This window comes from Labrys sp. (in: a-proteobacteria), assembly GCF_047605565.1.
In the GTDB taxonomy this organism is placed as follows: Bacteria; Pseudomonadota; Alphaproteobacteria; order Rhizobiales; family Labraceae; genus Labrys; species Labrys neptuniae.
The window spans coordinates 20460-40389 of the sequence record NZ_JASGFM010000001.1 but is presented as its reverse complement, the minus strand read 5'-3'; the positions used below and the strand labels follow the sequence as shown (position 1 = coordinate 40389).

General features: G+C 66.4%; 19 protein-coding genes and 1 riboswitch. Of the genes, 10 read left to right on the top strand and 9 right to left on the bottom strand.

The annotated features are described in order from the left end of the window. Positions 1 to 68: 68 nt before the first annotated feature. The 4 genes from cobG to QM672_RS00165 form a co-directional block, all read right to left on the bottom strand. Complete coding sequence (cobG, locus tag QM672_RS00180) at positions 69 to 1424, bottom strand: precorrin-3B synthase (RefSeq protein ID WP_415080285.1); 1356 nt, start codon at positions 1422 to 1424, stop codon at positions 69 to 71. Then, positions 1421 to 4915, bottom strand: a complete 3495-nt coding sequence (cobN, locus tag QM672_RS00175) for a cobaltochelatase subunit CobN (RefSeq protein WP_415080284.1) — start codon at positions 4913 to 4915, stop codon at positions 1421 to 1423. The genes cobG and cobN overlap by 4 nt, the downstream gene beginning before the upstream one ends. 147 nt (positions 4916 to 5062) lie before the next feature. Next, positions 5063 to 6097 (bottom strand): cobalamin biosynthesis protein CobW, encoded by a 1035-nt coding sequence (gene cobW / locus QM672_RS00170; protein ID WP_068287853.1) that lies wholly within the window; start codon positions 6095 to 6097, stop codon positions 5063 to 5065. Further along, positions 6094 to 6477 carry a DUF1636 family protein gene (locus QM672_RS00165; RefSeq protein WP_415080283.1) on the bottom strand — a complete coding sequence of 128 codons (384 nt, stop codon included), beginning with the start codon at positions 6475 to 6477 and terminating at the stop codon, positions 6094 to 6096. Before QM672_RS00165 ends, cobW begins: the two co-directional genes overlap by 4 nt. Positions 6478 to 6584: 107 nt before the next feature. Continuing rightward, positions 6585 to 6803, bottom strand: a riboswitch (cobalamin riboswitch). 95 nt (positions 6804 to 6898) lie between these two features. Here QM672_RS00165 and QM672_RS00160 point away from each other — a divergent pair. The 6 genes from QM672_RS00160 to QM672_RS00135 all read left to right on the top strand — a co-directional run bounded on the left by QM672_RS00160 (position 6899) and on the right by QM672_RS00135 (position 12187). Further along, positions 6899 to 7264, top strand: a complete 366-nt coding sequence (locus tag QM672_RS00160; protein ID WP_068287846.1) for a hypothetical protein — start codon at positions 6899 to 6901, stop codon at positions 7262 to 7264. A 394-nt stretch (positions 7265 to 7658) separates the two neighbouring features. Then, positions 7659 to 8114 (top strand): (2Fe-2S)-binding protein, encoded by a 456-nt coding sequence (locus QM672_RS00155; protein ID WP_415080282.1) that lies wholly within the window; start codon positions 7659 to 7661, stop codon positions 8112 to 8114. 4 nt (positions 8115 to 8118) lie between these two features. Continuing rightward, positions 8119 to 10308, top strand: a complete 2190-nt coding sequence (locus QM672_RS00150) for a molybdopterin cofactor-binding domain-containing protein (RefSeq protein WP_415080281.1) — start codon at positions 8119 to 8121, stop codon at positions 10306 to 10308. A 76-nt stretch (positions 10309 to 10384) separates the two neighbouring features. After that, a complete protein-coding gene (cobU, locus tag QM672_RS00145; protein WP_415080280.1) occupies positions 10385 to 10891 on the top strand; it encodes a bifunctional adenosylcobinamide kinase/adenosylcobinamide-phosphate guanylyltransferase in 507 nt (168 codons plus the stop codon). Between the two features lie 12 nt (positions 10892 to 10903). After that, the gene (gene cobO, locus QM672_RS00140) at positions 10904 to 11509 is read left to right on the top strand and encodes a cob(I)yrinic acid a,c-diamide adenosyltransferase (RefSeq protein WP_394313900.1); all 606 of its coding nucleotides are present in this window, start codon (positions 10904 to 10906) and stop codon (positions 11507 to 11509) included. Positions 11510 to 11524: 15 nt separating this feature from the next. Continuing rightward, complete coding sequence (locus tag QM672_RS00135; RefSeq protein ID WP_415080279.1) at positions 11525 to 12187, top strand: phosphatase PAP2 family protein; 663 nt, start codon at positions 11525 to 11527, stop codon at positions 12185 to 12187. Here the strand turns inward: QM672_RS00135 and QM672_RS00130 are convergent, their stop codons facing one another. After that, positions 12188 to 13087: a lipid kinase gene (locus QM672_RS00130; protein WP_415080278.1), complete on the bottom strand. Its 900-nt coding sequence runs from the start codon at positions 13085 to 13087 to the stop codon at positions 12188 to 12190. 174 nt (positions 13088 to 13261) lie between these two features. Continuing rightward, positions 13262 to 13960 (bottom strand): ABC transporter ATP-binding protein, encoded by a 699-nt coding sequence (locus QM672_RS00125; RefSeq protein WP_210250000.1) that lies wholly within the window; start codon positions 13958 to 13960, stop codon positions 13262 to 13264. Between the two features lie 78 nt (positions 13961 to 14038). Here QM672_RS00125 and QM672_RS00120 point away from each other — a divergent pair, with 78 nt between their 5' ends. The 3 genes from QM672_RS00120 (at position 14039) to speB (ending at position 16293) form a co-directional block, all read left to right on the top strand. After that, positions 14039 to 14629 (top strand): arylesterase, encoded by a 591-nt coding sequence (locus QM672_RS00120; RefSeq protein ID WP_311940877.1) that lies wholly within the window; start codon positions 14039 to 14041, stop codon positions 14627 to 14629. 61 nt (positions 14630 to 14690) lie between these two features. Then, the gene (locus QM672_RS00115) at positions 14691 to 15308 is read left to right on the top strand and encodes an urea carboxylase-associated family protein (protein ID WP_311940880.1); all 618 of its coding nucleotides are present in this window, start codon (positions 14691 to 14693) and stop codon (positions 15306 to 15308) included. Positions 15309 to 15411: 103 nt separating this feature from the next. Continuing rightward, positions 15412 to 16293 (top strand): agmatinase, encoded by an 882-nt coding sequence (speB, locus tag QM672_RS00110; RefSeq protein ID WP_311941026.1) that lies wholly within the window; start codon positions 15412 to 15414, stop codon positions 16291 to 16293. A gap of 199 nt (positions 16294 to 16492) precedes the next feature. Here speB and QM672_RS00105 read toward each other — a convergent pair whose 3' ends face one another. The 3 genes from QM672_RS00105 to QM672_RS00095 all read right to left on the bottom strand — a co-directional run bounded on the left by QM672_RS00105 (position 16493) and on the right by QM672_RS00095 (position 18877). Beyond that, complete coding sequence (locus QM672_RS00105) at positions 16493 to 16879, bottom strand: DUF2794 domain-containing protein (protein ID WP_311940882.1); 387 nt, start codon at positions 16877 to 16879, stop codon at positions 16493 to 16495. Between the two features lie 88 nt (positions 16880 to 16967). Next, on the bottom strand, positions 16968 to 17849 hold the full coding sequence (aguB, locus tag QM672_RS00100; protein ID WP_376717739.1) for an N-carbamoylputrescine amidase: 882 nt from the start codon (positions 17847 to 17849) through the stop codon (positions 16968 to 16970). After that, complete coding sequence (locus tag QM672_RS00095) at positions 17846 to 18877, bottom strand: histone deacetylase family protein (protein WP_415080277.1); 1032 nt, start codon at positions 18875 to 18877, stop codon at positions 17846 to 17848. The genes aguB and QM672_RS00095 overlap by 4 nt, the downstream gene beginning before the upstream one ends. Before the next feature lie 198 nt (positions 18878 to 19075). Here QM672_RS00095 and QM672_RS00090 point away from each other — a divergent pair, with 198 nt between their 5' ends. Further along, positions 19076 to 19864, top strand: coding sequence for a transporter substrate-binding domain-containing protein (locus QM672_RS00090; protein ID WP_311940891.1), 789 nt, complete (start codon positions 19076 to 19078; stop codon positions 19862 to 19864). Positions 19865 to 19930: the final 66 nt, after the last annotated feature.

Sequence of the window (19930 nt, the reverse complement as noted above, 5' to 3'; positions counted from 1 at the left end):
CTCTTGAAACTCTTCTCGACCGGAGAAATTGCGCTTCCATCGAATCGCACTGTCTCCAACCCCTTGTTCTAGCGCATTTTCTTAATCGAAAAGTCGCCCAACTTTTCCGGAAAATGCTGTAGCCGCTTGGCCAAAAACGCCGTCAATTCGCCCAAAGACATCGGTTCCGCCTCGCTCGGCGCCTTGCTGTCGGCGTCGAAGGCGATACCGTAGCGTCCTGCCTGCCCCACCAGCGTGATGGAAGCCGGTGCGCGCCGCGCGCAGCCCTTGGCACAGCCTGAGACATGCACGCTCGCTCCCTTTTCGACGAAACCGGCCAGCACCGGCGCGAGCCTGGCGGCATCGGCCTGCGCCGGCGCTTCGCCGGATAGACAAGAAGGGCTGCCGGGGCAAGCGGCAATGGCAAGACGCGGGTCGCCGGGATCGACGACGAGGCCAAGGGACGACACCTCTGCGGTGACGTCGACGGCAAGCGGCGCCAGCAGGATGGAGCGCCAGGGCGTCAGGCGCAATGTCGCGCCATGCCGGGCCGCGATGGCGGCGAGGCCCTCGAGCTGGCCGGCATCGAGCCGTCCGAAAGGAGCCGCGGCAGTGAAGAAGCCGGCGGCGTGGGGACCGGCAAGGTGACGCATCCTACTCTCCCCTGGAGGGGGAGGGTCGGCCGAAGGCCGGGGTGGGGTGGGAACCTCCACGCCCTCCGCTTCCCACCCCACCCCGACGCTACGCGTCGACCCCAGACCATTCCAAGAGGAATGGTCGACCCCTCCAGGGGAGGGTAAAGGCAACCGCTCCACCATATCGCGCATGCGGCGCTCGTCGGGCTGGCGCAGGGCCAGGAAGCGTTCGGCAACGCCGAGGGCGGCCTCCAGGGCTTCCTCCACCCTCACCCATCCGAGGGTCTCCCCACCGGCTTCCAGGCGGAAATGCCCATCGTCCTCGGCCCGAAGGGCGATATCGGCCTCGATACCGTCAAGCGACAGCACGCCGCCGCCGTCGAGCAGGAAACCGAACTTGGCCGGCAGGATATGGAAACGTTCATTTCCAATCAGCCTGAGCTCCAGCGCCCGGATCAGAGGCTGTATGTCGATCGGCGCGCTCGGATCGAGCCCGGCCAGCGGGTTCGCGATCACGTTGCGGACCTGTTCGGCGGCAGCGCTGGCATCGAGCAGGCCGAGCTCGGCGAGCCGGTCGAGCAGCGGTTGCAGCGTGTCGTCGCTGACACCGCGCATCTGCAGATTGGCACGGGAAGTCAGGTCGACAAGGCCGTTGCCGAAGCGCCGGGCCGCCTCGGCCAGCGCGGCCGCGCGTTCGGGGGTAAGGTCCCCGCCGGTCAGGCGCACCCGCACGATCAGGCCGTCGCCGGAGCGCATCGGCCTGAGCGCCCCTGGGCACCAGCCCTTGACCTGGCCTGACGATCCGCTCACGCCGCCCTCCCAGCCTCATCGAGCAGAAAACTCGCAGAATTGCGACGCGGCTGCCACAGGCCGCGGCGGATCGCCTCGGCCAGCCGCGCCCGGATCGCCCGGCCCGCGGCGGGATTGGCCGAAGCGAGGAAGGCCGCGACCTCCTCGTCCTCGACATAGGCTTCGTGCATGCGGTCGAAGGCGGCATTGGTGACGATGCCGGCCGTTGCCGAGAAGGCAAACAGGCAATCCATGGCATTGGCCATCTCGGCGGCGCCGGCATAGCCATGCGCCATCATGCCGTCGATCCAGCGCCGGCTGGCGGCCCGGCCGTGCACGAGGCGGCCGACCTCCTCGCCGAGGCTGCGCAGGCGCGGCTTGTCCGGATCGGAAAGATCGGCGTGATAGAGGGCAGCCTTGGCGCCGAGCGCCTCCAGCGCCGCCGCAAAGCCGCCCTGATGGGCGGCGAAGGTGACATCGTCGAGGATGTCGATCTCGCGATGGTCCTGGCCATGGACATGGGCATCGGCGGAGGCGACCCGCTCCGCGAAGACCGCCGGCACGGCGTCGCCCTCGATGCCGGCACCATAGGCATGGCTGCTGGCTGCGAGATAGTCGCGGCCGAGATCGGCCCTGACATCCCAGGCTCCGCGCGCGATGCGATCGGTGACCCCGGCACCATAGGCGGAGGGCGCAGCGCCGAAGATGCGCAGCGGACGCTGGCCGCTTGCCTTCGCCGCGGCGGCGAGCGGGTTCCATTCGGCGCTTTCGTCAAGGGCGGCAACGGCCCTGACCGCCTCGTCGAACAGCGTGATCTGCTGGGCGAACACGTCGCGGAAAAGGCCCGAGATGCGCAGGGTCACGTCGACGCGCGGCCGGTCGAGCCGGGCCTGGGGCAAGACCTCGAAGCCGGAAACTCGGTTGGAACCGTTGTCCCACACCGGCCTGGTACCCAGCAGTGCCATGGCTTGAGCGAGATCGTCGCCTCCGGTGCGCATGGTGGCCGAGCCCCAAAGATCGAGCACGATATTTTTGGGATAATCGCCGTGATCCTGGAGATAGCGCTGGATAACGGCATCTGCCGCACGCGATCCAATCGCGTAGGCGGCGCGGGTCGGAACCGCGCGCGGATCGAGCGTGGTGAGGTTGCGCCCGGTCGGCAGCACGTCGGCCCGCCCGCGCGTCGGCGCCCCGGCAGGGCCGGGCCGCACGAAGCGTCCGTCGAGGCCGGCGAGAAGGCTGGCCATCTCGCTGTCACCACAGCTTTCGAGGCGTGCGGCCAGAACCGGCCGCTCCTCCTCGCCGCAGGAGGCGGCCAGGACATCGAGGAGATGGGCGCTCTCCTCCGGCCGGCGCCCGAAGACATGCAGCCCGTCGCGGATCTGGAGTTCCTTGACGTCGCACAGGAAGGCATCGAGACGCGCCAGCGTCTCGTCCTCGTCGAGGCCGGGCGCGATGCCGCATTCGGCGGTAAGGCCAGTCTCCACGGCCCGCTCGATGATCTCGCGCCTGAGATAGGCCATGCGGCGCTGGTCGAGGCCGTCGGCGCTGGCATATTCGTCGATCAGGCGCTCGACCTCGATGGCACCACCGGACAGGCCGGCCTCCCGCAAGGGCGGGGTGAGATGGCCAATGGTGACGGCGCCGAGCCGGCGCTTGGCCTGCGCCGCCTCGCCGGGATTGTTGACGATGAAGGGATAGAGCACCGGCACGGCCCCAGCGGCCAGCTCCGGGAAGCACTGGGCAGACAGGGCGGCGGCCTTGCCCGGCAGCCATTCGAGCGTGCCATGCGTGCCCAGATGGATCATCGCATCGATGCCGAAGGCCTGGCGCAGCCACAGATAGAAGGCGAGATAGGCATGGCGCGGCGGCAAATCGGGCGAGTGATGATCGCCCTTGCGGTCGAGGGCCGAGCCGCGATCGGGCTGCACCGCCACGGCGACATGGCCGCAGAGATGGCCGGCAAAGCGGAAGGCGCCCTCGCTGCAGAGGGGATCGGCCGAGGGATCGCCCCATTGGGCCGCGAGCCTGTCGCGGAGGGCAGCGGGAAGGGCGCCGAGCCAGCTCTGGTAAACCGCGAGCGGGAAGGAAAGCTCTTTACCCTCCCCTCGATGGGGAGGGTCGGACCGCAGGTCCGGGGTGGGGTGGGAATCACCACGGTCGAGGCAGTCACCCCACCCCGACGCTACGCGTCGACCCTCCCCATCGAGGGGAGGGTATGACTGGACAACCAGCTCCAGCAGATCAGCGCCGCTCTCCGGCAACTCGCCCACCGCATAGCCCTCGTCCCGAAGCCGCTCCAGGATCGCCAGGGCCGAGGCGGGCGCATCGAGGCCAACGGCGTGCGCGAGACGGCCATCCGCGCCCGGATAGTTCGAGAGGATCAGGCCGAGCCTGCGCTCCGCCCGCGCCTTCGTGGCAAGCTTCGTCCAGGCGACGGCCTTGGCAGCCACGGCGGCGATGCGCTCGTCATGCGGGGCATGGGCGAGACGGGTGAAGGCGCCCTCCTCGCGTTCGGCCTTGAAGGAGATCACGCCCGCCGAGAGCCGGCCGTCGAGCTCGGGCAGCGCCACATGCATGGCGAGGTCGCTGGCCGACAGCCCACGGGTCGAGGCTTCCCAGGCCTCCTGCGCCGAGGAGGAGGTGATCACCTGGAGGACGGGACAGCCGGCCACATCCAGCGGCGAAGCGCCGTCATCATCCAGAGCCGAGAAGGCGGTGGCATTGAGGATCACTCGAGGCTGAAGGTCCTCAAGCTGCCGGCGCACCCATTCGGCGGTTTCGCCATCCTTGAGCGAACCGACATAGAAGGCCGATACGGCCAGGCCCTCGGCATCGAGCGCCCGCGCCAGGGCCTCGATGGGGGCGGTGTCGGCCGAGAGCAGGATCGAGCGGTAGAAAAAGATGGCGGCTTGGGGCGCGGACATCTTGTCCGCTCTTGACGCGGCACATTGGTGAGAAAGATGCGGACAGGATGTCCGCGCTCCAAGGAACATCCCATATTTCGGCACGGCGAGCGGCGCTTCCGGCTCGCCGAAATCGAGGCCGCCCAGCCTGGCGGCATAGAGCAAGGAGGCCCGGGCGTTCCGGGGCCCGCCCTCGCGCCAGTACTGCGCAAGCCGGTCCAGCGCCTCCTGCGGCACGGTGGAGAGCTGGGACAGTCGCCCATCCGGCCTGGCGTCACCGGGGATCAAGGCGAGCGCGATGCCGCGGGTGCGCGCCGTCGCCGCCAGTTCCTCCACGCCATAGCGCCAATAATCGAGGCCGCCGAGCAGGCGCACCACGATCGTCCTGGCGTGGCGGGCCGTCTTGTCGATGTAGAGGTCGACGGACATCGGATGGCGCAGCTTCTGCAGCGGCGCCAGGCGCAGATCGTCGAGGCCGGATGCAGCTGCCAGGGCGAGGTCGCTGTCGGTCAGCGAGGCGAACACGATCGCGCCGGGAGCCTGGTCGAGATCGACGGCGGCCTCGCTGGCATCGAGCGAACGCGTATCGGCCGGCAGCAGATGCATCAGGACGGTTCCGGACCAAAGAACAACGCCCGCCACCTTGTCATTGCCGGGCTTGACCCGGCAATCCAGCTCGCATCGGAGCCGGATGCCCGGGTCAAGCCCGGGCATGACGAACAGGCAGGCGTCGAGCTATACCTCATCTTCGCTTTATCCCTCCAGCGTCTTGCGGATGCCGGCCTGGTCGATGCCCTTCTCGCCGATGATGACGAGGCGGCTCGAACGGGTTTCCTCCGGCGCCCAGGCGCGGTCGAAATGCTGCGAGAAGCGGGCGCCGACGCCCTGGACCAGCAGGCGCATCGGCTTGCCGTCGACAGCGACGAAGCCCTTGATGCGCAGGATATCATGCTCCTCGGCCGCCGCCTTCAGCTTGGCCACCAGGGCATCGGCATCGAGGATGGCCGGCAGGTCGACGATGAAGGTATCGAAGTCGTCGTGGTCATGCTCCGCCTCGTGGTCGTGATGGGAGGGTCGGGCCTCCAGGTCGTTCTCGGCCGCGGCACCGAGCCCGAGCAGCACGGCCGCGTCGATGCGGCCCTCGGAGGTGCGCACCACCTTGACGGCGCGCGGCACGGTCTTCTCGATGTCCTTCTCCACGCTGTCGGCCTCGCCGGCGGAGAGGAGATCGGCTTTGTTGAGCACGACGAGATCGGCACAGAGGAGCTGGTCTTCATAGACCTCCTCGAGCGGATTGTCGTGATCGAGGGAAGCGTCGCCCTCGGCCTGGCGCTTCAACTCTTCCGGATCGTCGGCAAAACGGCCGGCCGCGACCGCGGCGCCGTCGACCACGGCGATGACGCCGTCGACGGTGACGCGCGAACGGATCGCCGGCCAGTTGAAGGCCTTGACCAGCGGCTTGGGCAGAGCGAGACCTGATGTCTCGATCACGATGTGCTCGGGCGCGTTCGGGCGTGCCAGCAGCGTCTCCAGCGCCGGCACGAAATCGTCGGCCACGGTGCAGCAGATGCAGCCATTGGCGAGCTCGACGATGGCGTCTTCCGGGCAGCTCTCGATGCCGCAGGATTTCAGGATGTCACCATCGACGCCGACATCGCCGAATTCGTTGACGATTAACGCCAGCCTGCGGCCGTTGGCGGTGGCCAGAAGGTTGCGGATCAGCGTGGTCTTGCCGGCTCCGAGAAAGCCGGTGACGATGGTGCAGGGAACCTTGCTGTGTGCGTTCATTCGGCGGCGTCCTTGAGGGTTGGCATGGGTGGGATGCGCGCGATCATGCTGCGCTTGAAGACGTCGGGACGGCCGCGCCAGGGCATCAGGCCGTCGCTGGAATGGGCAAGGAGATCGATCCCGGTGAGGATGTCGGGGCCGCTCTCGGCAGTGAGATCGCCGAAAACATAGGTCCAGGTACCGGGCGCCGACAAAGCCACCGTGCAGGAACGCTTGCAATTGCCCAGGCACTCGACCGGCTGCAGTTCGACGCTTTCGGGCAGCATGCCCGCGAGCGCATCGCGCAGCCGGGCGCCCTGGCGCGGCGCCTCGGGGTCATCGCCCTCGCGCCTGCAGGTCACGCAGACGAGCAGCCGGACTGGGAGAGTTGTTTCTGGCATCGGCCCTGTTCATCGCCGCCGGAGCGGATGGAGGGCGCGGGACCGACGGCATGGCCGGCGATCGTCCGGGAAGACGGAACCGGCCTCCGAGGCGCCCCGCCCGGACCGGTGACAGCAGTGCGACCGGCAGGTCTCCTGGCTCGCGGCTCATCGCCCCCCGCCGCCTTCCCGGTTGCCCAGTGGCCTCAAGGCGGGACGCTTGCCGCTTACAGTTGCGGGGGCAGCCGCGGCTTTGGCATCCAAGACAGCCCTCAACCGGGCCCCTCTTCATCCGCACCGCATTCCCTCTTCTCTCTTAACGAGAGACCGATCGCGGCTGACATAAGGGGTGCGCGGGCGTGCTTGTCAATGTTCCCGCTTCCAAACCACGCGCAAAATCCGGCATAAAGGCCGGCGACATTGCCACATCAGCGAGGCTGACATGCCCGAAGACAAGCCGCCGGCACCGCCGACCGAGCCGGAGAAGATCGACGTCATCTTCCGCGGCGGTTCGGTGACGGCCATCGGCGTCGTGCTCGCCTTCTCGCTCGGCTTCCTCAACAACTGGGCCTCGCAGCCGGGAACCTGGATCCCGGAGGACCTGGCAGCCGTCTTCCTCATCGGGGGCGGCATCATCTTCCAGGTCTGGGCGCTGGCCGGCATGCTCTCGCCCACTTCGCTGCAGGGGCTGGTCTATCGCCGCATCGTGCGCATCTTCCTGACCGGCCTCATCCTCGTCTCCATCGGCGTTCTCGTCGCCATCGCCGGGGATGCGCTCGGCTACAGCCGGATCTGGTTCAAGCAATAGCCAGGGCGGCTGACATCATAGTCGTGATTTGGTGGAGACATCCGGCTTGCGTCATTGCGAGCGCAGCGAAGCAATCCAGAAGCCATGAGCGACGCGCTTTACCAAAACTGGATTGCTTCGCTGCGCTCGCAATGACGGAGGAAACGTCAGCGCAATTGTAGTGACGACGACTGTAGTCCTCGTCCGCATCTTCATGATCCGCCCATTTTGGTCACCCTCGGCAGCAGTGTTTCTCGATCGCTTCCAGACTGCACAAACTCTCACGTCTGCGTTACCCGTCACCCCAGCGCCATGATTGCCGCCACAATTTCGCCTTCCCGCAATCGCCCACCAGAAGGCCGACGCCGATGGGCCCGGACCTTCTGCCCGGCATCAGCCGCTGGAAGGCCTGCCTATGGTTGCCATCACCGTCAATTCGACCACCCACCGGCTCGACATCGAGCCCGAAACCCCTCTGCTCTGGGTCCTGCGCGATGAACTCGGCCTCACCGGTACCAAGTTCGGCTGCGGCATCGCCCAATGCGGCGCCTGCACCGTCCATGTGAACGGCGCCGCCATCCGTTCCTGCCAGACCCAGGTCGGCGACGTCGACGGCGCCACCATCACCACGATCGAAGGCCTGTCGGCGGACGGCAAGCATCCGGTCCAGCAGGCCTGGCTTGCCGAGGACGTACCGCAATGCGGCTATTGCCAGTCGGGCCAGATCATGGCCGCCGTCGCCTTCCTGAAGGATACGCCGGCGCCCACCGATACGGATATCGACAACGGCATCACCAATATCTGCCGCTGCGGCACCTATCCGCGCATCCGCGCCGCCATCCATCGCGCCGCTGAACTGATGAAGGGGTGAGGCCATGAACGCGATCGACCGCACCTCCACCGCACTGAGCCGGCGCAGCTTCCTGGCCATCGGCCTCTCGGCCGCCGGCGGCCTGATGATCGGCGGCTTCATCCCCGATGCCGCCCACGCTCTTGATATTGCCGACCAGCCTTGGGCCGGCACGGCCACCGATGGCGAGATCAATGCCTGGATCCTGATCGAGCCCGACGACGCCGTGATCATCCGCGTGGCGCAATCGGAAATGGGCGAGGGCATCTTCACGGCCCTGCCGATGATCGTTGCCGAGGAGCTCGGCTGCGACTGGGCCAAGGTGAAGCCCGAATACGCCTCGGCCAGCCGGAATCTGCGCGAGAACACCGTCTACAAGCGTATGGGCACCGGCGGTTCCGGGGCCGTGCGCCGCTCGCGCGAATTCCTGCAGGCCGCCGGCGCCAATGCCCGCGAAAGGCTGGTGCAAGCCGCCGCTGCGCGCTGGCAGGTTCCGGCCGAAAGCTGCAGCGTCGATGCCGGCAAGGTGCTGCACCAGGCCAGCAATCGCAGCCTGCGCTTCGGCGAGCTGGCCGGCGAGGCCGCCAAGGTCACGCTGGCCAAGGAGCCCGCGATCAAGACGCCCGAGCAGTTCACGCTGATCGGCAAGCCGCTGGCGCGCCTGGATACGCCGCCCAAGCTGACGGGCGCGGCGAAATTCGGCATCGATATCCGCCTGCCTGACATGGTCTATGCCGCCGTGGTGACCTGTCCCGTCTTCGGCGGCCGCGTGAAATCCCATGACGAAACCGCCATCAAGGGCCGCCGCGGCATCCTGGCCGTGGTGCCGATCGAGGGCGGCCTCGCCGTGGTGGCCGACCGGTTCTGGCGCGCCAAGGAAGCGGCGCTTGCCCTGCCGGTGACATGGGAGGAGGGCCCCGCCGCCGAAACGGACAGCAAGCGTTTCGATGCCGACTATGTCGCCGCCCTCGACGGCCCCGCCGTCACGGCGCGCAAGGAGGGCGATGTCGAGGCCGCCCTCGCCCGCGGCAAGCGTGTCGACGCCCTCTACCAGGCGCCGCATCTGGCCCATGCGCCGATGGAACCGCTCAACTGCACCGCCCATGTCCATGACGGCAAGGTCGAAGTCTGGATGGGCACGCAGAACCCCGACATGGCGCTCCAGCTTGCCGCCAAGGCGGCGGGCGTTGCCCCCTCCGAGGTGGAGATCCACAACTGCTTCCTCGGTGGCGGCTTCGGCCGACGCGCCGTCAATGACGAGCTCGTCCAGGCCGTGACGGTGTCGAAGGCGGTGGGCAAGCCGGTCAAGCTGGTGTGGACGCGCGAGGAGGACATGCGCCACGACCGCTATCGCCCGCAAGCAGCCATCCGCTTCCAGGCCTCCCTCGGCGAGGACGGCCTGCCGGCGGCGATCCATGTCCGCACCGCCGTCGGCTCCATCCAGCGCTCGCTCGGCTGGGGCAAGGTAGAGAACGGCGTCGAACCCTCCGCCGTGGAGGGCCTCGCCAACATGCCCTACCGCACCGGCGCGGCCCAGATCGACTGCATCCTCAAGAACACCCATGTGCCGGTGATGTTCTGGCGTTCAGTCGGCTCGTCGCAGAATGCCTTTGCCCTAGAGAGCTTCATCGACGAAATGGCCCAGGCCAGTGGCCAGGACCCCTACCGTTTCAGGCGCAAGCTGCTCGAGGGCAAGCCGGATTTTCTCGCCGTGCTCGACACGCTGGCTGAGAAGAGCGACTGGGGCAAACCGCTGCCCAAGGGCCGGGGGCGCGGCATCGCCATCCACGAATCCTTCGGCACTATCGTCGGCGAGGTGGTGGAGCTCGCCGTCAGCCCCGAGGGCGAGGTGAAGGTCCAGCGCGTGGTGGCGGCGGTCGATTGCGGCCATGTCGTCAATCCGCTCACCGTGGAGATGCAGATCGAGAGCGCGGTGGTCTATGGCCTGTCGGCCGCCCTGTTCGGCGAGATCACCATCGAGAAGGGCGCGGTGGTGCAGGGCAATTTCGACGATTACCAGGTCGCCCGTCTCGCCGACACGCCCCCGATCGAGACCCATCTCGTGCTCAGCGGCGGCAAGAAATGGGGCGGCATCGGCGAGCCCGGCACGCCACCGATCGCCCCGGCCGTCTGCAACGCGATCTTCGCCGCCACCGGCAAGCGCATCCGCAGCCTGCCGGTCAAGAACACCGACCTGAAATGGGGACCGGTGTGAGTCTTCACCCTCCCCTCCAGGGAAGGGTGAAATCGCGTTACTTGCCTTCCTGCCCAAGACCCGGCAGGAAGGCGGCATGTCCTCTCCTCGACTCACCCTCGTCCTCGGCGGCGCGCGTTCCGGCAAGAGCCGGCATGCGGAGAGCCTGATTTCGACCCATCCCGCGCCCTGGACCTATATCGCCACCGCGCAAGCCTTCGACGACGAGATGCGCGAGCGCATCGGCGAGCACCAGGCCCGGCGCGACGCCAACTGGCATACGGTCGATGCGCCGCTCGCCCTGCCGGAAGCGCTTGCCGCTACACGGGGTCCGGTGCTGGTCGACTGCCTGACGCTCTGGCTCAGCAATCTCATGCTGGGCGGACATGACCTCAAATCCGCCTTTCTCCGGCTGCAGGAAGCCCTGGCGGCGGTCTCCGGCCCGGTGGTGATGGTTAGCAACGAGGTCGGCCTGTCCATCGTGCCGGACAACGCTCTCGGCCGGGCCTTTCGCGACGAGCAGGGCCGGCTCAATCAACGGATCGCCGCCCTCGCCGACCGGGTGATCTTCATGATGGCAGGCCTGCCTCTGGTGGTGAAGTGAGTGGATGCTGAAATGACCGACGATGCCGCACGCCACAAGGCGAAGATGGAAAAGCGCAAGGCCGTGCAGGACGCCGAGGTCGCTTCCAAGACCATCACCGAAAAGGGCCTGCTGATCGTCAACACCGGTCCCGGCAAGGGCAAGTCCACCGCGGCCTTCGGGCTGATCATGCGCGCGCTCGGCCATGGTTGGCGCATCGGCGTGGTGCAGTTCATCAAGGGCGCCTGGTCGACCGGCGAGCGCACGGCGCTGGAGCGCTTCGACGACCTGGTGACCTGGAAGAGCATGGGCGAGGGCTTCACCTGGGAGACCCAGGACCGCGAGCGCGACGTCGCCGCCGCCGGCCGGGCCTGGGACGCAGCCAAGGCGATGCTGGCGGATCCCGGCATCCGCCTCCTCGTGCTCGACGAGATCAACATCGCCCTGCGCTACGACTATCTCGACCTCGCCGAGGTGGTGGAGACCTTGAAGGCGCGCCGACCGGACCTGCATGTCGTCGTCACCGGCCGCAACGCCAAGCCCGAGATGATCGAGGCGGCCGACCTGGTGACCGAGATGACGCTGGTGAAGCATCATTTCGCCGCCGGCGTGAAGGCCCAGCAAGGCATCGAGTTCTAAGGCCCAGCAATCCTCATGATCCAGCAACATCCCGAGCGCTCGGCGCTGGTCGCCATCCTGTGCGTCGCTGGCGCCGCTCTGATCTTCGCCGTGCTGGCCGGCCTGGTCATGCGAGGCGGCACGGAAGCCTTCGATCGCGCCATCCTCCTGATGATGCGCGATCCCGCCGATCTCACCGATCCGCTCGGGCCGGGCTGGCTCGAGGAGATGATGCGAGACTTCACTGGTCTCGGCGGCGTCGGCGTGCTGACCCTGACAACGCTGGCCGTGGCAGGTTTTCTCGCTTTATCAGGATCGCCGCGCAGTGCCGTCTTCGTCATCCTCGCCATCGGCAGCGGCATCCTGATGAGCTCGCTCCTGAAATATGGCTTCGACCGGCCGAGGCCCGACCTAGTGGCGCACGGCTCCAGGGTCTACACGTCGAGCTTTCCCAGCGGCCATTCCTTCATGTCGGCGACCGTCTATTTCACGCTCGGCATCATGCTGGCCCGCCGTTTTCCCACGCGTGCCCTGTCGATCTACATCATGGTGGTGTGCACGCTGCTGACCTTCATGGTCGGCGTCAGCCGCGTCTATCTCGGCGTGCACTGGCCCACCGACGTGATTGCCGGATGGGTGATCGGCGCCGGATGGGCGCTGTTCTGCTCACTCCTGGCGCAGCGCCTGTCAGGGCATTGATCAGCCGGATTTCGCCGGCGGCGCATAGACTTCGATGGCATGGCGCCGGAGCTTGAAATGCGCCGGCGTCCAGGTGGTGAGCTCGCCATCGGTGTTCACAGGGCGCGGCCGGTTGGTGCGGATCACCAGCTCGGTGGTGCCGAAAGCCCGCACGTCGTCCCACTGGCCATGGGTTCCCCTGCGCAGGCTCGGCAGCAGCTTGAGCAGGCGCCACCAATGGTCGACCTCCAGGCTGTAGAAATCGAGCTTGCCGTCATCGGCCGTGGCGGTCTGCTCCACGCTCATGCCGCCGCCGTAATATTTGCCGTTGCCGACCGAGACCTGCAGGGTCTTGAGCTTCTCGGTGGTGCCGTCATGGTCGAGATAGGCGGTAAAGAGCTGCGAGCGCGCCAGCAGCCGGGCGGCCACGATGCCGTAGCCGAGTTTGCCGAACGTCTTCTTGGCCTTCTCGGAGAGTTCGGCGGCAAGGTCCGCGCTGAAGCCGATGCTTGCCACGTTGAAATAGAGCTGACCATTGACCTCGCCGAGATCCATCGGCCTGGGCTGTCCGGTTACGATGAGTTCGGCCGCCTTCAGCGGATCGGCCGGGATCTCGACGGTGCGGGCGAAGTCGTTGGCGGTGCCGAGCGGCAGCACGCCGAGCGGCCGGCCCGTCTCCATCAGCCCCCGGGCGGCGGCGTTGAGGCTGCCGTCACCACCGCCGACGATGACGAGGTCGCACTCTTCCCGGCGCCGCAGAATCACGTCGGCGATCTTCTCGTCCCCTTCCGGGTTCGCCTCGATGAGATGAATGCCGCCCGTCTCCAGCACCTTGCGGATCGCATCGGTGCCCTTGCCGCCATTGCGCGCGTTGGGATTGACGATGAAGAGGGCACGCCTGCCCTGCTGCGAATCAACCATACTTTTCCCCAATGCCCCTCGCGCAGGGCGCGAGACCCGAAACGGACCTGCCTAATCGGCAATCTGGCGCATTCCATGGCCATGGCACGGCGAGTTCGGGATCTCGGCCTTATCGAAAAGCGCTGCATCCGGCGTGCCGGCCACGCTCGATCGGCCTGATGGAGCCGGGGAGATCTATTCCGCCGCTTCCACCTTCATGGCCTCGTCCGCCTCGATATGGCCGGAACGAATGCGAATCATGCGATCACAGCGGGCGGCAAGGCCGAGGTCATGCGTCACCAGCACGAGGGTGGCGCCGCGCTCGCGCTTCAGGCGGAACATCAATTCGACGATGCCGGCGCCCGTCCCCTCGTCGAGATTGCCTGTCGGCTCGTCGGCGATCAGGATGGCGGGCTCGGGCGCCAAGGCGCGGGCCAGCGCCACGCGCTGCTGTTCGCCGCCCGAGAGCTGGGCCGGATAATGGGCTTTGCGCGCACCGAGCCCCACGGCTTCCAATTCCGCTTCCGCGCGGGCGAAGGCATCGCGCCGGCCGGCCAGTTCCAGTGGCACGGCGACGTTTTCGAGGGCCGTCATGGTGGGGATGAGATGGAAGGACTGGAAAACCACGCCGATATGCCGGCCGCGAAACTTGGCAAGGCCATCCTCGTCGAGGACGCCGAGATCCTGCCCGGCGATGCGGATGCTGCCACTATCGGGCCGCTCCAGGCCGCCCAGCGTCATCAAAAGCGTGGATTTGCCCGAACCGGAGGGGCCGACGAGGCCGACCGCTTCCCCCTGCCTTATTTTCAGCGTAACGCCCTTGAGAATGTGAACGCGTGCCGCGCCGGTGCCGAGGCTGAGATGGACATCAGCCAGATCGATCGCTTCGCTCATTCGCATCCTGCCTGAAAGGTTTTCGTGATCGTGTATCGTATCTATGCATCGATTGTGGCAATTCTCACATTGCTTGTCATGACCCCGCTCACGACCGTGTCGGCAGCTGCCGAACCGCTGCGGCTGGTGGCCCTGGGCGACAGCCTCACCGCTGGGCTCGGCCTGGAAGCTGGGGATGCCTATCCCGCCAAGCTGCAGGCAGCCCTCGCCAAGCTCGGCATCGAAGTGACGATCGACAATGCCGGCGTTTCCGGCGACACCACCGACGGCGGCCTTGCCCGGCTCGACTGGTCGGTCCCCGACGGCACCAAGGCTGTGCTGCTCGAACTCGGCGCCAACGACATGCTGCGCGGTATCGATCCCAAGCTCGCCCGGGCCAATCTCGCGGCCATGCTGGAGCGGCTCAAGGAGCGCAAGATCCCGGTCCTGCTCATGGGCATGCGCGCCGCGCCCAATCTCGGCGCCGACTACCAGAAGGCGTTCGATGGCATCTATCCCGATCTCGCCAACCAGTATGGGGCAGAATTCTATCCCTTCTTCCTGGATGGGGTCGCCGGCACACCGGGCCTCAACCAGGCCGACGGCATGCATCCGACCGCTGCCGGCGTCGACGCGATCGTCACCAGGCTGGCACCGGTGGTAGCGGAGTTCGTAAAGAAATTGCGCTAAGGCTGCGCACCAAAGGTTGAGCGCATCAGGCGCCGAAGCAAATTCAAGGGAGGCAGCACGAATGGGCATCGAGGGGCGAGCGAAGGGCGAATTGCGCCTCATCCCGGCACGCAAGGGCGTGGCGGAGCGGGTCAAGGCCGGGCAGACGGTGACCGTCATCAACACCCATGGCAGCCAGGTCGTCGACAGCTGGGCCTTCAATGCCCAGGATCCCGGCGAGTTCATGTCGATGGAGCACAGCCGCGGCGCCATGCTGCGCGTCAATCCCCAGCTCGGCGACACGCTGCGCAGCAATCGCCGGCGTCCCATGCTCACCCTGGTCGAAGACAATTCCGGCGGAATCCACGACACGCTGATCGCCGCCTGCGACCGCTATCGCTATGAGCAGCTCGGCCATGTCGGTCATCACGACAGCTGCACCGACAATCTGGCGCATGCCCTGGCTTCGCTCGGCGTCACCGGCGCGGAGACACCCAGCCCGCTCAACCTGTTCATGAACATCCCGGTCGGCGCCGATGGCAGCGTCTCCTTCCAGCCGCCGGTGTCGACGCCGGGCTCCCATGTCCGCCTCAAGGCCGAGATGGACCTGATCGTCGTCTTCTCGGCCTGTCCCCAGGACCTGGTGCCGGTGAACGGCGCCGACTGCATGCCCCGGGATGCGCATTACACCATCGACTGATCGTCTCAGGCTCCCGGACAGGAAACCAAAAGTGAGCAGCAACCATCCCTTCCAGCCGCTCGATTCGGGGCTTGTGCCGCGCTTTGCCGGCCCCTCGACCTTCATGCGCCTACCCATGGCCCGACCGGACGAGATCGACATCGCCCTCGTCGGCATTCCCTTCGATGGCGGCGCGACCAACCGAACCGGCGCGCGGCATGGTCCCCGGGAGATTCGCAACCAGTCGAGCCTGGTGCGGCGGGTGCACCATGTCACCGGCATCTCGCCCTTTGACCGGATACGGGCCGGCGATTGCGGCGACGCACCGATCAACCCACTCGACCTGATGGCGAGCCTGGAAAGCATCGAGGCCTTTTATGCGCAGATCCAGGCCGCCGGCGCCCGCCCATTGACGGCGGGAGGCGACCATCTCACCACCCTGCCCATCCTGCGTGCCCTGGCGAAACAGGCGCCGGTCGGCCTCGTCCAGTTCGATGCCCATTCCGACACCTATGACAGCTTCTTCGGCAGCCGCTACAACCATGGCACGCCGTTCCGCCGCGCCATCGAGGAGGGGCTGGTCGATCCCAGGCGCATGATCCAGATCGGCATTCGCGGCGCGATCTCCGATGCCGCCAATTACGACTTCGCCCGGGCCGCCGGGGTCCGCATCGTCTTCATCGAGGAGTTCATGGCTCGCGGCGTGGCCGATGTCATGGCCGAAGCGCGCGCCATCATCGGCGACCAGCCCGCCTATCTCAGCTTCGACATCGATGCGCTCGACCCTTCCTTCGCACCCGGCACCGGCACGCCGGAGATCGGCGGCATGTCGACGCGTGAGGCCCAGGCGATGATCCGCCTGATGGAAGGCGCCCATCTGGTCGGCGCGGACCTGGTGGAAGTCTCCCCTCCGCTCGATCCGTCCGGCCTCACCGCTTTGACCGGCGCGACGCTGATGTTCGAACTGCTCTGCGTGATGGCGGGGCATAACGGACGGGCGAGTTGAAGTCCTCAAGGACGGAGCAGCCACATCGAAGCCCCCCTCGCCCTGCAAAGCGGGGAGAGGGTAAGGGTGAGGCCTACACAGCCTTACCCAGCCACAGCGCCACCCCTCACCTTACCTCTCCCCGTAAGAACGGGGCGAGGAGGCCCAGGCATTGCGGCTTGGCTGATTGCCGTTCACCCCATGCGAATCAAGAGCGCGCTCACACCACCAGCCGCAGCGGCTTGTCGATGGCCTGCAGCACGCGCGCCAGGTCATGGCCACGCTTGAGGATCATGCCGGTCGGGGCCAGCACGCTATAGGCGCCCTGGCGCTGGGCGAGGGAGGGATCCTTGACGATACGGTAGAGCGGCATCTCCGAGGCACGCCGGAAGATGGAAAACACGGCCTTGTCGCGCAGGAAATCGATGGCGTAGTCGCGCCATTCGCCATGGGAGACCATGCGGCCGTAAAGATTCATAATCTGGCGCAGTTCGTGCCGGTCGAAGGCGATGGCGGGTGGATCGGGGCGGCGCGAAGCGGGAAGGTGCGCGACATCTGCGCTTTCGCTTCGCGAAAACAGCGATCCCGGCGGATCAGCCTCCGTCATGACGCCTCCTGTGTAAACGGCCTGTCGTCACACTGTCATGATTGCGCCGATCCGCGTCGCGTTCAAGTTTTATCGCCTCACGAACCAGTCATCGCAGGGGAAGACTGCCGTCTCCAGTAGCAATACGGCCGTAAAGCTCGGGCCTGCGATCGCGGAACAGGCCCCAGGCGGCGCGTTCGGCGCGAATCGCCTCGAGATCGAAGCTTGCCGTCAGCACCGCTTCGCTGGAGCGCCCCGCTTCCGCCAGCAATTCCCCATGCTGGCCGGCAATGAAGGAGGAGCCGTAGAAGGTCAGTTCCTGTTCGCCGAAACGCTCGACGCCGATGCGATTGGCGGCCATCACCGGCATGATGTTGGCGCCGGCATGGCCCCGCATCACCGTGCGCCAGTGTTCCATCGAATCGAAGCCGGTGGCGGGCTCCGAGCCGATCGCGGTGGGATAGAGCAGCGCATCCGCGCCCATCAGGGCCATGGACCGCGCCGCCTCGGGGAACCACTGGTCCCAGCAGATGCCGACGCCGATGGTGCCGAAGCGGGTGGGCCAGACCTTGAAACCGGTATCGCCGGGCCGGAAATAGAACTTCTCCTCATAGCCGGGCCCGTCCGGGATATGGGATTTGCGGTAGAGGCCGAGGACGCCGCCATCGGCGTCGACCATGACCAGGCTGTTGTAATAGGCCTGGTTGGCACGCTCGAACAGGCTGACGGGCAGGACCACGCCGAGCTCAGCGGCCAGGGCACGCATGGCCTTGAGGGTCGGATGGTCCTGGTCCAGCGTGCGGGCCTTGGCGAAATGCTCGGCCTTCTCCTCCTGGCAGAAATAGAGATCCTCGAACAGTTCCTGCACCAGCACGATTTGGGCACCGGCACCGGCCGCCTCGCGCACGAGGCGCGTCGCGGTGGCAACATTGTCTTCAATATTGTCGGTGCAGGCGAACTGCACCACCCCGAATGTCGTCTTGGCCATCATGCGCCCTCGAAGCCGGTGAGGACGCCGACGGCATTCACCGCGATCTCGGCCACGGCATAACCCCCTTCCATCACGAAGAGCGTCGGCAGGCCGAGCTTGGCGATGCGCGCGCCGATGAGCGGATAATGCTCGGTCTTCAGCTTGAAGGCGCTGATCGGATCCTTCTCGAAAGTGTCGACCCCGAGCGAGACCAGGAGCACGTCGGGCTTGTAGGCCGCCGCCTTGGCGCAAGCATCGTCCAGCGCCGCGCCCCAGACCTCGAAGGTCGTGCCCGCCGGCATCGGATAGTTGACGTTGAAGCCCTCCCCCTTGCCGGCGCCCTTCTCGTCGGCAAAGCCGAGGAAGAAGGGATATTCATTGGCGGGGTCGCCGTGCAGATTGAGCACCAGCACGTCGTCACGCTCGTAGAAGATCTCCTGCGTGCCGTTGCCGTGGTGGTAGTCGACATCGAGGATCGCGACCTTGCGGGCGCCATTGTCGAGGAACCATTGCGCCGCCACGGCCGCATTGTTGATGAAGCAATAGCCGCCCATGAAGCCGGAACCGGCATGATGGCCGGGCGGGCGGCAGAGGGCGAAGGCCGATTTCTCGCCGCCCTTGACCAGTCCGGCGGCGGTCAGCGCCACCTCGTAGGAGGATCTGATCGCGTCCCAGGTCCCCTCCACGAAGGTAGCGCCGGCGTCGAAGGAATAATAGCCGAGCAACGCCTCGATCGATTCCGGCGGCCTGTCACCCCTGAGGCCGCGCGTCGGCCAGGTGAAGGGCATCGCGGTGCCCTCGCGCCCGGCGGCCTTCCACATCGGATAGGCCCGCCCGAGGAAATCGATGAAATCGGGCTTGTGCACGCGCCGGGCGGCATCGAGCGAATGGGTCTGCGGTGCCAGCACCGGGCCGAGCCCGACCTCGTCGATGCGGGCGCGAATGAACTCGGCGCGCGAGGGCATCTCGAAGGCCGGGACGATGGCACCGGCCACCAGTTCGACATTGCCGGCATGGCCCTTGTGACGCTCGGAATAGACGGATTTCATCGGACGGATCCCAGTGACTCATCCTGGAATTGTGATCACAAACGCCCAGCCTTAGCAAGAGCGACGAAGCGAAAGCGACCATCGGGCGCCATCCCAGCCCTATTGCTTTTGCCTGGGGGCGGTGTTTCATTCGCCCGACGGGATGACATTTGCACGACACCAGCCAAGAAGCATTCCGATACTACCCAGGGAGGTTTTATGCGTTTCGTAACATTCGCCGCCGGTGCACTGGCGCTGATGGCCAGCATGGGCATGGCCCACGCCAAGGACTGGTCGACCATCAAGATCGGCACCGAGGGGGCCTATCCTCCCTTCAACAGCCTGACGCCGTCGGGCGAGATCGTCGGCTTCGACGTCGACATCGCCAAGGCCGTCTGCGAGAAGCTGAAAGCCAAATGCACCGTGGTTGCCCAGGATTGGGACGGCATCATTCCCGGCCTGAAGGCCGGCAAATACGATGCCATCTTCGCCTCGATGTCGATCACGGACGAGCGCAAGAAACAGGTCGATTTTTCCAGGTCCTACTACCAGACGCCGGCCGTCTGGGTCGCCCCCAAGGACAGCAAGATCACATCCTTCGACGCCGACGGCCTGAAGAGTTCCATCGTCGGCACCCAGTCCTCCACCATCCATTCCAACTTCCTTGAGGGTGAGATCGGCCCCGGCGGCGCCCAGGTGAAGCTCTATCCCGCCCAGGACGAGGCCAATGCCGACCTCGCCGCCGGACGTATCGACGCCGTGGAAGCCGACAAGAGCGCCATGATGGAATGGCTCAAATCCGATGCCGGCAAATGCTGCGAGATCAAGGCCGAGATCGACATCAAGAAGTACGTCAAATATTTCGGCCTCGGTGTCGGTGCGGCCGTGCGCAAGGAGGACACCGATCTTCGCGACGCCATCAGCAAGGCGATCGAGGAAATTCACGCCGACGGCACCTACAAGAAGCTGAACGAGAAATATTTTCCGTTCGACCTCTGGGTGCCCTGACGCCACCGCCTGAGACGCGTCAGGCCTGGAGCAAAGCGCGTTTAAAAGGAAACGCTGCCTTGCTCT